The 15,631-nt window shown below is 67.9% G+C and carries 12 protein-coding genes; 1 reads left to right on the forward strand and 11 read right to left on the reverse strand.

Annotated elements, in window-relative coordinates; translation table 11 throughout:
* Positions 1 to 23 precede the first annotated feature (23 nt).
* The 9 genes from ACH49X_RS08540 to ACH49X_RS08580 all read right to left on the reverse strand — a co-directional run bounded on the left by ACH49X_RS08540 (position 24) and on the right by ACH49X_RS08580 (position 12,184).
* The gene (locus ACH49X_RS08540) at positions 24 to 1,064 is read right to left on the reverse strand and encodes an alpha/beta hydrolase family protein (RefSeq protein WP_357107086.1); all 1,041 of its coding nucleotides are present in this window, start codon (positions 1,062 to 1,064) and stop codon (positions 24 to 26) included.
* A gap of 886 nt (positions 1,065 to 1,950) precedes the next feature.
* Positions 1,951 to 3,012, reverse strand: coding sequence for an alpha/beta hydrolase family protein (locus ACH49X_RS08545; protein ID WP_195079692.1), 1,062 nt, complete (start codon positions 3,010 to 3,012; stop codon positions 1,951 to 1,953).
* Positions 3,013 to 3,318: 306 nt separating this feature from the next.
* Complete coding sequence (locus ACH49X_RS08550; RefSeq protein WP_244891850.1) at positions 3,319 to 4,386, reverse strand: alpha/beta hydrolase family protein; 1,068 nt, start codon at positions 4,384 to 4,386, stop codon at positions 3,319 to 3,321.
* A gap of 229 nt (positions 4,387 to 4,615) precedes the next feature.
* Positions 4,616 to 6,496, reverse strand: a complete 1,881-nt coding sequence (gene zomB, locus ACH49X_RS08555; protein ID WP_323124362.1) for a flagellar motor control protein ZomB — start codon at positions 6,494 to 6,496, stop codon at positions 4,616 to 4,618.
* Positions 6,497 to 6,500: 4 nt separating this feature from the next.
* Complete coding sequence (locus ACH49X_RS08560; RefSeq protein WP_195079691.1) at positions 6,501 to 7,427, reverse strand: decaprenyl-phosphate phosphoribosyltransferase; 927 nt, start codon at positions 7,425 to 7,427, stop codon at positions 6,501 to 6,503.
* A gap of 1 nt (position 7,428) precedes the next feature.
* Positions 7,429 to 7,989, reverse strand: coding sequence for a phosphatase PAP2 family protein (locus ACH49X_RS08565; protein ID WP_195079886.1), 561 nt, complete (start codon positions 7,987 to 7,989; stop codon positions 7,429 to 7,431).
* Between the two features lie 74 nt (positions 7,990 to 8,063).
* Positions 8,064 to 9,998 (reverse strand): glycosyltransferase, encoded by a 1,935-nt coding sequence (locus tag ACH49X_RS08570; protein ID WP_357107082.1) that lies wholly within the window; start codon positions 9,996 to 9,998, stop codon positions 8,064 to 8,066.
* Positions 9,999 to 10,005: 7 nt separating this feature from the next.
* Positions 10,006 to 11,232 carry a UDP-galactopyranose mutase gene (gene glf, locus ACH49X_RS08575; RefSeq protein ID WP_195079689.1) on the reverse strand — a complete coding sequence of 409 codons (1,227 nt, stop codon included), beginning with the start codon at positions 11,230 to 11,232 and terminating at the stop codon, positions 10,006 to 10,008.
* A gap of 229 nt (positions 11,233 to 11,461) precedes the next feature.
* Positions 11,462 to 12,184 (reverse strand): SDR family oxidoreductase, encoded by a 723-nt coding sequence (locus ACH49X_RS08580; RefSeq protein ID WP_357207087.1) that lies wholly within the window; start codon positions 12,182 to 12,184, stop codon positions 11,462 to 11,464.
* Positions 12,185 to 12,292: 108 nt separating this feature from the next.
* Between ACH49X_RS08580 and ACH49X_RS08585 the strand changes: the two genes are divergently transcribed.
* A complete protein-coding gene (locus ACH49X_RS08585) occupies positions 12,293 to 12,925 on the forward strand; it encodes a helix-turn-helix domain-containing protein (RefSeq protein ID WP_357207089.1) in 633 nt (210 codons plus the stop codon).
* 145 nt (positions 12,926 to 13,070) lie between these two features.
* Here the strand turns inward: ACH49X_RS08585 and ACH49X_RS08590 are convergent, their stop codons facing one another.
* Together ACH49X_RS08590 and ACH49X_RS08595 are read right to left on the reverse strand one after the other, a co-directional pair.
* Positions 13,071 to 13,829, reverse strand: coding sequence for a MerR family transcriptional regulator (locus tag ACH49X_RS08590; protein ID WP_195079686.1), 759 nt, complete (start codon positions 13,827 to 13,829; stop codon positions 13,071 to 13,073).
* An 84-nt stretch (positions 13,830 to 13,913) separates the two neighbouring features.
* Entirely contained in the window at positions 13,914 to 15,398 is a 1,485-nt protein-coding gene (locus ACH49X_RS08595) for a SpoIID/LytB domain-containing protein (protein WP_357207091.1), read from the reverse strand.
* Between the last annotated feature and the right edge of the window lie 233 nt (positions 15,399 to 15,631).

Below are 15,631 nucleotides of genomic sequence, written 5' to 3' on the forward strand. Positions count from 1 at the left end.
CTGAATGCGAGAGGCGGATCAGATCACCAGGAGCCGGTGGCGTCCAGGATCATGTTGCGCGAGGCGAACAGCTGGCCCTCCCAGTACTTCCAGGAGTGCGTGCCCGCGGCAGGGAAATCGAACCGCGCGGGGATACCCAGCGAGTTCAGGCGGGCCTGGAACGCGCGGGTGTTCACCAGCGAGAGGGCTTCCAGCGCCATCGCGTTGCCGGTGTTGAACACGCCGACCGCCGAGTTCGGCTGGTCGAACTGGCCCGGCAGGCCGCTTGCGGCCGAGATGTACATCGGCAGGCCGCGCAGCTGCGGCGCGAAGACGAACGGGTCCATCCGCAGCCACTGCGGGCTCCACGGCGCGGCCATCGCGTCGACGTTGAAGCGGCCCGCGTCCAGCATCGCGATGCGGATCGCCTCGCGCATACCCGGCGCGGAGATGTTCAGGTAGCCCGAGTAGGAGGCGGCGAACTTGAACTGGTCGCGGTGGTAGGCCGCGAGCGCCAGCGCCGCGCTGCCGCCCATGGACAGGCCGACGACCGCGTTGTTGGTGCGGGAGACGCCGTAGCCCTCGAGGAAGGCGGGCAGTTCCTTGGTGAGGAAGGTCTCCCACTTGTAGGTGGTCTTCTGACCGTTGGTGTTCGACGGCGCGTACCAGTCGGTGTAGAAGCTGGACTGACCGCCGACCGGCATCACCAGGGTGATGTTGTCGTTGGCGAACTGCTGCATCGCGTTGGTCTCGAACGACCAGGCGTTGCGGTCGTCGCGGGCGCGCAGGCCGTCGAGCAGGTACAGCGCCGCGTTGCCGCCGCGCGATGCCCACTGCACCTGGACCTTGATCGGGCCCATGCTGGAGGGGACCATCAGGTCCTCGTAGCCGCCCGCGGGCGACCGCAACACCGGCGCGTGCGCCGACGGCGCCGCCGCGGCGACGGTCGGGGTTGCCAGACCTGCGGCGATCGGTAGCGCCAGCGCGGCGGCACCGACAGCCAGAATTCGATTACGCCAACCGCGAGGTGCGCCTCGCCGTCCCGACGGTGTTCTCTTCGGCGCGGCGGCCCTGCCGAAACGCATGAATCCTGCTCTCTTTCTGCTGTTGTGGTGCCACTCGCCGCCCGAGGGGCGAAGCGGCACCCGTGTTGCCAACGAGACGCGCGTCACGGACATGGTCCCGACAATCCGATCCCCATGACGGCGCTACAACGATCTGGTCACACTTGCGCTCGCTGGACGATATTCGACGCCTCTCGCTTTAGCAAGATCCGGGTCTTTCCACTGGCCGAAATCCGTCCGTTCGCGCAAGGTAATGATGCGGTGACCTTATCGCGTTCTCCCGGTGATGTCGTGTTGGATCGCAAGAATATTCGCGCTCCTGGCGGGAACTGTCACCGATCCGAGATCTACGCAATCCAGACACCTGTCACCCGCCCCGACGGGCAGCCAACACGGGCTACCGGCAGAAGGAGAGCCCGATCGGCCAGTGACCACACCGTGATCGGGAGCGATATCTGCCGTGATAGCCATCGAGACGCTAGCGGGCAAACAATTCCGAACAGCCATAACCAAGCAACAGCTATCACATAGCAAACATGACTGCGGCTGCCCAGAACCCCGAAGCTCACCCCACGGCTCCCTAACTGCCCACCCCTCACTCCCCCACGCTCGGCAGCTGAGCCCCCTACATTCCTCCAACCTCGACGGCAGGCAAAACCACTACCGCCCAGCAACACAACCTCACAAAAGGCAAACAAAATGCCCCCGCCAGCCCCGGGCGCAACCACAAAGCGCAAGATCCCCACCCCCTGAACCCCCTCGAGTGCGAGTCTTACGAGCACCGTTCGCGGCCCGGCTCGCGTCAGAGCGGACGAAGCGCATGCGCCGCAGGCGCGAGTCTCGTCCGCTCTGACGCGAGCCAAAAGGGGGCCGCGAACACGCGGCGCCGCAGGCGCCGCCAAACAACTCAGCCGATGTTGGCCGACATATCCGGGATCATTCGCATCGCCTCGTCGGCCCAGTTGTTCCAGGCGTGGATGCCGAACGGCGGGAACGAGTAGACGGCGTTGCCGCCGCCCAGGGTCGCCATCCGGACCTGGAACGCGCGGGTGTTGGCCAGCGCGAGGGCCTCCAGCCCCATGCCGGTGAGGGTGTTGAAGCTCGGCGGGTCGCTGGCCGCGGGCAGGCCGCTGGCCGCGGCGATCCACAGGCGGGTGCCGTTGCGGATCAGGTTGGGCGCGAAGACGAAGGGGTCCATCCGCAGCCACTGCGGGCTCCACGGCGGGGCCATCGCGTCGACGTTGTAGCCGCCCGCGTCCAGCATGGCGGCGCGGATCGCCTCGCGCATGCCCGGCGCGGAGTTGTTCAGGTAGCCGGAGAACGAGCCCGCGAAGCTGAACTGGTCCGGGTGGTAGGCCGCCAGGGTGAGCGCCGCGCTGCCGCCCATCGACAGGCCGAAGGCGCCGTTGCGGTTGGGGTTGAAGCCGAGCCGGTCGCGCAGCGCCCAGCGCAGGTTGTTGGTCAGGAAGGTCTCCCACTGGTACCGGTAGCTCTTGCCGGGCCCGCCCGCGAACCCGTCCAGCCCGCCGGAGCCGGTGCTGGAGCCGGAGCCCGCCGGGATGCCGAAGAACTCGCTCGGCGCGATCCAGTCGGCGTAGAAGCTGGACATGCCGCCGACCGGCATGACCACGTTGATGTTCTGACTCGCCAGCACCTGCGGGATGTTGGTCTCGATCTCCCAGCCGTTCAGCGTCTCCGGCGCGCGCATGCCGTCCAGCACGTAGACGACGCGGTTGGTGTTGCCGTCGGCGGCACGCAGGATCCGGGACTTGATCGGACCCATGCCGGAATCGACCCAGAAATCGAAGGCCGCGGGGTCGAACGCCGCGGATGCCGTGGCGCCGGTGCCCGCGATGGTCGCCCCGAGCGGCAGCAGCATCGCCGCGGCGATGCCGAGGGCGGACCGCCGCAACCACGAACCCGCTGTTCGGGACCTCAGGGACCCGCGCTTCCCGCGCGCACTACGCATCACATCGACCTTTCCCTCGGGCGGCCTGGCATTGGCAAACTTCTAGCGATCTCCACCGGGCCCACATCGAGCACCGAGGCGCGACGCCCACCGCAGAAACGGACGAATCGACCTTGGCGCATGCTGTTCGGGTATCAATTGGAGACGAATGCCTTCATGTTGCTGGATGGTGATCCAGACCACAACTACCGAAGCCGTTTTCTCTTCATATTCGTTGCCTAAGTACCCCGCGGACGACCGGTTGAACGGCGAAAGGCCGCTCCGCGCCGATGGCGCGAAGCGGCCTTTCTCGCTGTGGCGGGACTACTACCCGATGTTCGCGGACAGATCCGGGATCATGCGGTAGACCTCGTCGGCCCAGTAGTTCCAGTTGTGCACACCCACGGCGGGGAAGTCGTAGGTGACATTGTTCGCGCCCAGGGTGAGCATCCTGACCTGGAACGCGCGGGTGTTGGCCAGGGCCAGCGCCTCCAAGCCCATCGCGTTGAGCGTGTTGAAGCTGATGCCGTCCGCCCCGCTCGGCAGGCCGCTACCGGCGGAGACCCACAGGCGGGTGTTGTTCGCCTTCAGGCGCGGCGCGAACACGAACGGATCCATCCGCAGCCACTGCGGGCCCCACGGCGGCGCCATCGCGTCGATGTTGTAGCCGCCCGCGTCGAGCATCGCCACGCGCAACGCCTCACGCATGCCCGGCGCGGAGATGTTCAGGTACCCGGAGTACGAACCGGCGTAACGGAACTGGTCGGGGTGGTAGGCCGCCAAGGTGAGCGCGGCGCTGCCGCCCATGGAAAGGCCGAAGACGCCGTTGCCGTTCGGGTTGAACCCGAGGCGGTCGCGCAGCGCCCAGCGAAGGTTGTTGGTGAGGAAGGTTTCCCACTTGTAGGTGCTGGTCTTGCCCGGCCCGCCCGCGGAACCGGTCAGCAGGCCGGAGCCGGAGTTCGCCGAACCGGTGGAGGACGAGCCCGCGCTGCCGAGGCCGAAGAAGTCGCTCGGGCCGTTCCAGTCCGCGTAGAAGCTGGACTGCCCGCCGACCGGCATGACGACGTTGATGTTCCACTTGGTCAGCTCGCGCGCGACCTCGGTGTCGATCTCCCAGCCGCTCAGGTCGGTGCGCGCCCGCATGCCGTCCAGCGCGTACACCACCCGGCCGGTGTTGCCGTCGGCGGCGCGGAAGATGCGGGACTTGATCGGCCCCATTTCGGAATCGACCCAGAAGTCGAAACCATCCGGATTGAACGCGGCGGACGCCGGGGCGGCAGGGCCTGCCACCGACACCCCGAGCGGTAGCAGAACGGCCAGCGATACCAGCATGGACCGCTTGAGCCAAGAACCTGCTCTTCGAGAATTAAGACGACGCCCGATCACGCCTCGCATCAGTTTCAACCTTTCGTTTGCACAGCGACAGCGGCAAGCCGTCCACACGGTAACCCGCCCATGCCCACGACCGGTGGACGCCAGGCCGGGCATACGGTCGTAGCGTATATCGGTATCGACACGGTGGCGTTACCAAAAAGAGATAAAGCGGCGTACGCCACTTTATCTACCTCGGAAAATGAGACCACTGGGCCCACCGTGCCAGGTGGGCCCAGTGTGATTCACGGGATCAGCGCTGCGCGACCAGCTGCGGGAAAGGATCTTCCAGTCCGCACCGCTGGATCTCGTACTTCGGCACCCGGTCGATGCGGTACTTCGCGAATCGCAGCGCGTTGCGCAGGTTGTGCCGGAAACGCTCGAAGGTGAGCGGATCGCGGTAGGAGATCAGCAGCGCCTGGGTGTCGGGGCACGACATCGCCGTCCGCGCCTGGGTGACCCACTTCTCGTCCAGGTACCAGGGCATCCACGGCTTCTTGTCCACCATGCCGGTGTCGACGACGACCCAGTCCGGGTACAGGCTCTTGTCGTGCCCGATCCGACCGTCGGTGAGCCGGTCGGTGTGCGCTGCCAGCGGGTAGGCCAGTCCCATCGGATCGATCACGGGCACGTCCAGCGGAACGTTCATGCTGGTCATCCCGAGATTCAGGAAGTAGACCGTGTGCCCGGCGCCACCGGCCGGAATCGGCTGGGGCGGCGGCGCGACGTACCAGAACATGAACGACGGCGAATTGAGCAGCAGCCCGCCGTTCGGGGTGTTGGTGATGTCGTCGACCATCGCGCGGATGCGCGGGTAATCCAAGTAGTCCTCGGCCAGGATCGGGTGGTCGTGCCCGGTGTTGAGCACGTAGTACACGCGCTCGTCGACGATGCCGGTGGAGGTGATCTTGGTGCCGGTCTTGATCGCGGTGGTGTTGGCCGCGAACAACGCCCAGCCCGCGACGCCGGCGAATGCCACGGCGAGCGCCGCCAAGGACCAATCGGCGGCGGTGGCCGCGCGCACACCGCCCTCGGGAGCCCGGATCGGCAGGACCGCGACCGGGAGCAGGAACAGGAACAGCTGGGGCAGCAGCATCCGGCCGTGCATGAAGTCGCCGCCGACCCGAAGCGCGTAGACAGTCAGGATGAATCCGCTGAACAAGACCAAAGCGACCACCGCGCCGGGTGAGCGCAGCCACTCCTGAATCCGGCCGATCGACCAGCCGCGCGCCTCTCCGTCACGGGCCGTCGTGGCCACCCCCGTGCGCGCGGCGAGTACGCCGGCGATCAGCAGCACCAGCAGCGGCGCCCACAGGAAGTAGGGGCCGACGAGATCCCACAGGTAGGTGAAGCCCTGGCCCCACTTGGCGCCGCCCGCGTCCTTCGCGACGGCGGTGTTCGGGTAGGGCAGGCCGTAGTAGCCCATCCGCCAGATCTGGTAGCCCAGCGGCACCAGTCCGGCCACCGCGACGATCACCGCGCGCAGCACGAGCGGCCGCAGCCTGCTCTCGGGCATGGGTGCGCAGAAGATCATCAGCAGCGCGAGCGCGCCGACCAGGGTCATCTCGGGACGGATCAGCGGGGCCAGCCCGGCGAGGAAGACCAGTCCGAGCAGGCCGGGCAGGCGCACCGATGCGGCCTGACTCCAGCGCATCAGCTGCCACCACAGCAGGCCGATCCAGCAGATCACCAGGCCGCTCTCCAGGCCGGAGGTGGCGTAGTCGCGGGCCGGGGGCAGCGCGATGTAGACCAGCACGCCCGCGGGCAGCAACAACCCGGTGCTGGTCCCGCCCCACAACCGGGCCGAGCCGAGCATGGCGAACACGACCGCGGCCAGCGACACCGTGAGCGCGACGCCGAGCACCACGTACTCGAGCCGCGCTTGGGTCAGCCAGCTGAAGAACCAGACCAGATAGGTCCACGCGGTGCTGGTGTTGGTTTCGACGCGCTCGCCTCGGTTGAAGACGGGGCCGTTGCCCGCGAGCAGGTTGCGCACCGTGCGCAACACGATGAGACCGTCGTCGGCGATCCACCGCCGCTGCCAGCCCCCGACCGCGAAAAGAACAACGGTGAGCGTGATCCCACCGACGAACGTGGCTTTGGACAGACGCGGGGACCGCTCCGCTACCAGCATCTCGTCAGGTGAGATAGACAGCGACACCTACCGCTCCGATCCAGGCGATTGCGAGCAGCTGCAGGACGCGGTCCCCCAGCGCGATCTCTTCCGGCTCCCCGGCCTCGCCCCCATCGACGTCCACCGCGTAACGCAGGATGGCGATGGTAAACGGGATCATCGAGATCGCGAACCAGTTGGTGTCCTTGATGCCGTCCTGCTGGAACGCCCACAGCCCGTAGAACACCACCACCGCCGTCGCGGCCAGCGTCCAGATGAAGCGCAGGTAGGTGGGCGTGTAGTACTCCAGCGACTTGCGGATCTTGGCGCCGGTGCCGAGCGCGATCTGCAGCTCCGCGTAGCGCTTGCCCGCCGCCATGAACAGCGAGCCGAAGGCCATGATGAGCAGGAACCACTGCGACAGCTCGATGTCGGCCGCCGCGCCGCCGGCCACGGCGCGCAGCAGGAAGCCGGAGGACACGATGCAGATGTCGAGCACGGCCTGGTGTTTGAGCCCGAAGCAGTAGGCCAGCTGGATGCCGATGTAGACCGCCATCACCACGGCGAGCTGCCACGACGCGAGGAACGATCCCGCGATCGACCCGGCCAGCAGCGTCGCCGACAGCAGGTAGGCCAGGTTCACCGGGACGACGCCTGCTGCGATCGGCCGGAAACGCTTGGTCGGGTGCGCCCGGTCGGCCTCCACGTCGAGCGCGTCGTTCACCAGGTAGATGCCCGAGGCGGCCATGCAGAACATCACGAAGGCGATGCCGACGTGCGAGAGCACATCGACGTCGGTGGCCGTGCCCGCGGCCAGCGGCGCGGCTAGCACCAAGACGTTCTTGACCCACTGCCGCGGACGGACTGCCTTGAACAGACCGCCGGCCAGCGTCTTGGGCGGGCCCTTGACTACCGCCTCGGCCAGGTCGGCGCCGGTCGGCTCTTCACTCATGTCAACGAAGGCTCTTTCTTGTGCGGTCACTGTCGAGTCTCTTTTCGGCGGCGAGCAGGGCGGCGGCGGACGCGGCGCCGAGCGCGGAACCGGCGAGCACGTCGGTGGGGTAGTGCACCCCGAGGACCACCCGCGAAAGCAGCATCGGGGGGACGAGCACCGCAGGCAAGGGTAGCCCGGTCAATCTGCCGAGCAACACGGCCGCTGCCGTCGTCGAGGTCGCGTGCGAGGACGGGAAACTGAGTTTGCTGGGCGTCCCCACGTTGACCTGCACCGACGGGTCGTTCGGCCGCGGGCGGCGGACGACGCGCTTGATGACGATCGAGGCCGCGTGCGCGCCGACGGCGCCGACGGCGACCCCGGCCCACTGCCTGCGCCGCGGCTTGTCCACCAGCCAGCCCGCGGCGGCGATGCCGACCCAGCCGAGCGCGTGCTCGCCGAAGTGCGACAGGCCCCGCGCCGCGGACACCACCGCGGGTTTGCTGCCCAGGGTGGCCTGCACGGCGTTGATGATCGCGACCTCCGGCGGCGTCTGCCCGGCCGCGGGCGGGTGCGCGGACACCGGACCGCCGTGGCCGTTGGCGCTGGGTGGCGGCGGCTGCACCGCCGCGTCGTCGGCGGCACTCGCTCCGAGACTCACTGCTGCCCATCCTTCGTGTCGATGCCGAAGACCTTCTCCCAGGCCGCGGTGCTGGTCAGCTGCGGGTGGGCGGCGCGGTAGCGCTGCTGCATCTCCGGGAAGCGGGCGGCCAGCTCCTTGCGCAGGCGCATGGCCTCCTTGAACAGGCCGAGCGCCTGGCGCGGGTCGCGCTTGCGGTAGACGACGCCGCGGCCGTCGGCCGTGGTGACGGTGACGCCGTCGACCTGCGAGAGCAGGAACCAGCGCGCGTCCAGCGTCGGCACGTTCAGCTGCGGGGTCTCGTGGTGCTCGGTGCGCGCGGGGCGGAAGTTGTGCACCACGCCCTTGGCCAGCCGGACCACCTTGGCGATCGGATTGGCCGGCTCGCCGACCGCACCGACGTCGATGTGGCTGGCCAGCGGCAGTTCGGTGGACGAGGGCAGGATCACCGCGTCCGGGTACTGCTTGCGCAGCTCGTGCACCGCGCCCAGCGCGCTGGGCAGCAGCTGGAACAGCCGCTCCGGGCCTGCGAGGAAGTCGCGGATGGCGAGGTTCTGGATCGCGACCGTCGAGTACTCCAGGCACAGCAGATGCTTCAGCGTCGCCTTGATCGTGTTGACGACCATGCCGCGCCCGTTGCCCGGCAGGTGCAGCGAGGCGACGACCAGGCGATTGCGCAGGTGGAAGTACGCCTGCCAGTCGATGGCGTCGTCCTTGTCGCTCCAGGCCATGTGCCACACCGCCGCGCCGGGCAGGGTGACGGTCGGGTACCCGGCCGCGCGGGCGCGCAAGCCGTACTCCGCGTCGTCCCACTTCAGGAACAGCGGAAGGGGCTGGCCGAGCTCCTCGGCGACACGCCGCGGGATGACGCAGGTCCACCAACCGTTGAAGTCGACGTCGATGCGCCGGTGCAGCAGCTTGGAGTTGTCCCGGTCCTTGAGCGGGTACTTCGAGAAGTCGTGGTCGTACTCGACGTTCGGCGCCGCGGTCCACATGAAGATGCCGCGATCGACCACCTCGCCCATGACGTGCAGGTGCGAGCGCTCCTGCAGATTGAGCATCTGGCCGCCGACCAGCACCGGCGACTTCGCGAAGCGGGCGAAGGCCAGCGCGCGCAGGATCGAGTCGGGCTCGATCTCGATGTCGTCGTCCATGTAGACGATGTATTCGGCGTCGGTGGTCTTCAGCGCCTCGTACATCACCCGGCTGTAGCCGCCGGACCCGCCGAGGTTGGGCTGGTCGTGGATGGACAGGCGATCCCCGAGCGCGGCCGCCGATTCGGCGAAGCCGGGTTCGTCGACGACCTTCTTCGTGCCCTGGTCGGGGATGATGACGGCCTGGATCTTCTCCAGCACCAGCGGGTCAGAGCCGAGGGCGGCGAGGGTCTTCACCGCGTCGGTGGGCCGGTTGAAGGTGGGCATGCCGACCGCGATGCTGCCATCGCCGGGCGCGTCGACCGGCGCGTACCAGCCGCCGGACAGCAGCGTGACCGCCGTGTCGGTGGTGATGTCGAACCAGATCCAGCCGCCGTCCTCGAACGGGCCGAGATCGGTCTCGAATTCGACGACCACCGAGTCGGCGCCGGACGCGACCGCGAATTCCTTGCCCTGCACGTGGATTCGCGAGCCGTCGGCCTTGGAGCGGTACACGTCCACCCGGCCGTGCCCGGCCAGTTCCAGCCGCAACACCACCGACGACAGGATGCTCCAGCGCCGCCAGTAGCTCGCGGGCAGCGCGTTGAAGTAGGTGCAGAAGGAGACCTCGGACTCCGCGCCGATCGACAGCGAGGTACGGGTGGTGGCGTGCGCGCGCCTGGCGTTGGTCGCCGATTCCTCGACGTAGAGCGTGCGCACGTCCAGCGGCTCACCCGGCCGGGGCAGGATGATGCGCTGCAGCAGCGACTTCGCGCGGGTCTCGGTGGTCATGTCTTCCAGAATGGATTGGGAGGTCATCGCGCTCCTACGCCTCCTGGTCGACCAGCGGCGCGCCGTCCGCCAGATGCGGGCGCAGCACGTTGTCGAACATGCTCAGCGCACTGCCGATCGCCATGTGCATATCCAGGTACTGATAGGTGCCGAGACGTCCGCCGAAGACGACCTTCGCCGCGGCGGTCTCCTGCTTGGCCAGCTCACGGTAGGCCAGCAGTTTCGCCCGGTCTTCCGGTGTGTTGATCGGGTAGTACGGCTCGTCGCCGGTCTGGGCGAACCGGGAGTACTCCCGCATGATGACCGTCTTGTCGGTGGGGTAGTCGCGCTCGGGGTGGAAGTGGCGCGGCTCGATGATGCGGGTGTAGGGCACGTCCGCGTCGTTGTAGTTCATCACCGAGGTGCCCTGGAAGTCGCCGACCGGCAGCACCTCGGTCTCGAAATCGATGGTGCGCCAGCCCAGTTCGCCTTCGCGATAGTCGAAGTAACGGTCCAGCGGGCCGGTATAGACGACCGGGGCGTCCGGGTTCTCGGCGCGCACCTGCTCGCGCACCTCGAACCAGTCGGTGTTCAGGCGCACCTCGATCAGGTCGGAGGCGGCCATGTTCTCCAGCCACTTCGTGTAGCCCTCGCGGGGCAGGCCCTCGTAGGTGTCGTTGAAGTAGCGGTTGTCGAAGGTGTAGCGCACCGGCAGGCGGGTGATGTTGCCCGCAGGCAGCTCCTTCGGGTCGGTCTGCCACTGCTTGGCCGTGTAGTCGCGCACGAACGCCTCGTAGAGCGGGCGGCCGATCAGCGAGATGGCCTTCTCCTCGAGATTCTGCGCGTCCTTGGTCTCGATCTCCGAGGCCTGCTCCGCGATCAGCGCCCGCGCCTCTTCCGGCGAGAAGTAGCGGCCGAAGAACTGGGAGACCAGGCCCAGCCCCATCGGGAACTGGTAAGCCTGCCCCTTGTGCATCGCGAAGACACGGTGCTGGTAACCGGTGAACTCGGTGAACTGGGTGACGTAGTCCCACACCCGCTTGTTCGACGTGTGGAAAAGGTGCGCGCCGTACTTGTGGATCTCGATCCCGGTTTCCGGATCCGGCTCGGAGTAGGCGTTGCCACCGATGTGGTGGCGCCGTTCGATCACCAGAACCCGTTTACCCAGCACGGTGGCGGCGCGTTCGGCAACCGTCAGCCCGAAGAATCCGGAGCCGACGACGATCAGATCGAACTGTGAGGCGGAATGGACGGAGGTACCCGGGGACGATGCGACGGTCACGGGAGCCCAGAGTATCGGAAGTCCCCGCCGTGTCCCGGCGGAGTCGCGACTGTGCTGCGCCGCACCGCTGGACGCACCCGGTTTCACCTTCCTGACCTGGCAATTTCGCCGGATGTTTGCCGGAATGCGGTTCCCTGGCTACCGACCGGTTGTTTACTGCCGCCGCCGAATGATCGCGCACGGCTGCGGGTGGCCCCGGCCGGTGCGCGATCAAGGGGTCTTCCGAGCTTCAGGCCGGGAAACCGACGTCGAGTTCCACCTTGTCCCGCTCGGTGTACAGCCGCCAGTAGTGATCGCCGAGTTCGCCGCCGCTCATCCGGACGATCTCCAGCCCGGCCGGGATCACCTCCGGATTCTCATCGATGATCTGCGCGGCCTTGCTGCCGTCGATCAGCGCGCCGATGTTGAGCAACCCGACGTAGACGCCGGTCCCCCGGAATTCGACCGCGAGCTGGCGCAGGTATCCGCGCTGGGCGGCGAGCGCTATGCCGAAGTTGGCCAGGTAGGGCGCCACGAAGTGCTCGGAGGAGCCCGAGGAGAACAGCAGCGCGCCGTCGCCGCGCTGCACCATCTTCGGCGCCAGCGCCCGCGTCACCAGGATCGGCGAGTGCAACTTCAGCGCGATCGGCGCGTCGAGGGAGGGGAGGTCCACCGCCAGAGTGGAAGGCAGCCGGTCGCTCATGTTGCCCGCCGCGCCGTGCATGGCCACATCGATCGTCCCGAAGGTCGCCTCGATCTTCTCGATCACCCCGGTGACCTGCGCGGCGTCGGTGACGTCCGCGGGGAAGGCCGCGGCCTCGATCCCCTCGGCGGTCAGCTCGTCGGCGTGCCGCCGCGCTTTCTCCGGGTCACGCCCGATGACGGCCACCCGGAATCCTTCGCGCCCGAATCGGCGTCCCGTGCCCACGCCGAGACCCGGGCCGTAGCCGAAGATCGCGATGGTCTTGGACATTGCCACTCCTTAAGTTGAGACATGGTTCAAGTTATTCGGCCCGACAGTAGCATTAAGTTGAACCCATGCTCAACATATGCACGCATGCCTCATTTGTAGGATCGGCCCGTGGACAAGCCGTTACGCAGCGATGCCCAGCGCAACCGGGACGCGCTCGTGACCGCCGCCCGCGCCGTCTTCGAAGAACGCGGCCTCGACGCGCCGCTGAAGGAGATCGCCGCGCGCGCCGGGGTCGCCATCGGCACGCTCTACAACCGCTTCCCCACCCGCGACGACCTCATCGCGGCCGCGGTCGAGGACCGGATCGAAGCGGGCAGCCGCATCGCCGAGGACGCGCTGGCCATCGATGACCCCTGGGAATCGTTCGTCTACCTGGTGGAGCAGGTCTGCGCGCTGCAAGCCGCAGACCGCCTGCTCAGCGAACTGGCCGTGCGCGCCGCACCGAGCCGCGCCATCGCGCGGGCCCAGGAGCACGGCCACGGCCTGATGCGCCGGATCATCACCCGCGCGCAGGAAGCCGGAGTCCTGCGCGCCGACTGGGTACTCGAGGACATCGCCTTCATCACCTGGTCACACACCAGAATCGTCGAGGCGACCAGTCACATCGCCCCCGAAGCATGGCGTCGCCATCTCGGCCTGATCCTCGACGGCCTGCGCGCGGAGGCCGCCCATCCGCTTCCGGTGCCTCCGATCACGGAGGACCAATTGATGCACGCGCTCGGACACGACGACGCTGGTTGACCGTGCCGCACGCGTAGGCGAATGTCGCCTTCACCGAACACTCAGAGATGCGGTCCGGCTGCGCCGCTGAGCTCGAGGCTGCTGCCCAGCGGACGAACCGACGGCCGGTACGTGTCTTTCGTACCGGCCGTCGGAGGGTTGTGTGCTACAGCCGTCGCTCGGCGTAGACCTTCATCGCGTCGCGCACGAACTCGGCGGTGCCCGCGCCGTGCACGTCGTAGTTCTGCGCGAAACGTGGGTCGGCCACGTACATCTCGCCGAGGTTGACGAAAGCCTCTTTCACCACCGGACGACCCTGCCAGCCGACGCCGATCCACTCGTAGTGGCGCTGGACGATGGCCTGCACCTCGTCGGCGTCGGGCGCGAGCCCGTCGGCGTGCGCCCGGCCGTAGTCGGCGGCGATGTCGAGATGGGTTTGCTGGAAGTTCTTCTTGTCCTTCTCCGACATCGAGCCCCACCAGCGGTCGCCGCGCTCGTAGGCCTCCTTGCCCCAGCGTTCGATCACCTCGTCCTTGTACTTGGTGTGGTCGAAGCCGTCGAAAACTTCTGCTGCCACGAGTTGTTCACCTCTTTCCGTCTTCTGCAGCGTGGTTCGCACCGACTCGATCTGCCGCCGGATCCGATCCTGTTCCTGCCGTAGCAGTTCCAGGTGCGTACGCAGCGCGGCGGCGGTTTCCCGCTCGCCGGCGAGGACTTCGGCGATGACCGGAAGGCCGAGGCCGAGTTCCCGCAGCAGCAGGATGCGTTGCAACCGCACGAGGGAGTCCTGGTCGTAGTACCGGTAGCCGTTGGCTCCGATCCGGCTGGGCGGCAACAGCCCGAGCTGCCCGTAGTGGCGCAGCGTGCGACTGGTGGTACCGGCCGCCTTCGCCAGATCCTGGATGGACCATTCCTTCCCGCCCACGACCCTGTTTTCCTTTGTGCTCTCGTCGGTGTAACCAGCTTGCAAGTTGACGCTACGTCAAGGTCAACCCCTTTATGCGATCGATTACGGACCAGCGGGCCGGATCGCACCGCCAGCCGTGGCGTCACCCCCGTTTGCCACGTTTTCCGGTGGGGCGATACCGCCGGGTGCAGCAGTGCCGTCAGGCGTAGCCGCAGCTCCAAGGGCATCGGCACCGCCAGCAGCCACGGCGGCACCGTCGGGCGTAACGGGACCACCGGACACAGCCGCATCTCCATGCGCACCGGGCTGAGCCCCACCGCCGGGCGGCACGGCATCGGGCCGAGCCGCCGCGCCGGACGGAACCTGCTGCGCTGCAGCCACTTCCGGCACCACCTGCAACACGCGCGAGTAGTCCACCACCTGCGCGCCCAGCGTGGGCGTCGCGATGATCACGCCGTTGGTGTACATCCGGTAGGTGCCCGCGTGCTGCGGCAGGATCATCTGCGGTCCGATCGGCGTGCCGAGCGAACTGTTCGCGCCACCGATGCGGCGGTACTCGGCATCGATCGCCGACTCGGTGGCCGCCGACCGCGCGGGCGGCTCCGCGCCCGGCGCGATGGCGAGCAGTTGCCCGGGGGCGGGCCCGACGTCCATGGTCCGGATATCCGCCGGTGCCCCTCCGTCGGGTGCGGCGGAGTACTCCGTGCGCAGGATCCGGCCGTCGCGCAACAACACCGTGCCCGCCGTGGCGGCTACGGCCGCCGCCGTCCGCGGGTCCTCCCGCTCGGTGCCGGGATAGCTTTGGCAAGCCGTGGTGTCGCACGTCTGCGCGTACGGGTAACGCTGCTCGGCGAGGACATACGAGCGCGCCGCGATCGCCTGGGCACGCAGCGCCTCGGCCGCGCCCTTGTCCGCCCAGTTGGCCTGCACCTCGGCCGGGACCACCCCGAGCAGGTAATCCTCGACATCCACCTGGTTGATCGTGCGGGCCGCGCCGTCGTCGAGGGCGACGCCGAGCACGCCGCGGTAGGAGGGACCGCCGCACAGCGTGAGGTGTTCGGCCACCGGGCGGTTCGGCCGTGGGTCGATCGGATGGACCCAGGGGTCGTCGGTCGACGCCTGCCACAGCACGTCGCCGTCGCAACCGACGGTCACCGTCACGTTCGCGCCGCCACCGGGCAGCGGCGTCAGGTGCGCGGCCTGGCCGGGCGGGAGCTGTCGGCCCGCCACCCGCAGGCCGGTGGCGGCGAAGACGTCGAGCGAAGAGTCGTCCCGCGCCGCGAGGCGGACCCGGACGGCGGCGGGCGCGACGGCGCCGAGCGTCGCGCCCGGGTAGTAGTGCGCGAGGATGCGTTCGGCTGCCCATCCCGCTCGCGCGTTCTCGAACGCGCCGACCTGACTCAAGCCACGGCCGTGTCCCGGCCCCGCGAGCTGGCGATAGGGCACGTGGTTCGGCCAGGCCGAGAGCACGACGAGGACTCCAGCGACCAGCCCGACTCCGCCGAGCAACAGGGCGGAGCCGCCCAGCGCGTTCCCGCATGGCCTCCCGGCGGGGCCCCGCCCGGGGAATATCGCCCTTACCAGCATTTTTCCGCTCCCCCGCATGGGCCTATTACGATGCATCGGTTCACTCCCGCGGTTTACGAGACCGTAGCTCTTCTACTTTTTCCGCACGTTTTGCAGACGCGCCAGCAATCGAACAGCTACATTCAGGCAATCACATAATCCTCAACCAGAGGTTTAGCCATGTGACAAATGTGGTTATTGTGACCATTGATACATCAGGAAGTGACCCTTTAATCACACGATCACTGGTACGA

The sequence above is a fragment of the Nocardia sp. NPDC019323 genome (assembly GCF_044389845.1).
In the GTDB taxonomy this organism is placed as follows: domain Bacteria; phylum Actinomycetota; class Actinomycetes; order Mycobacteriales; family Mycobacteriaceae; genus Nocardia; species Nocardia implantans.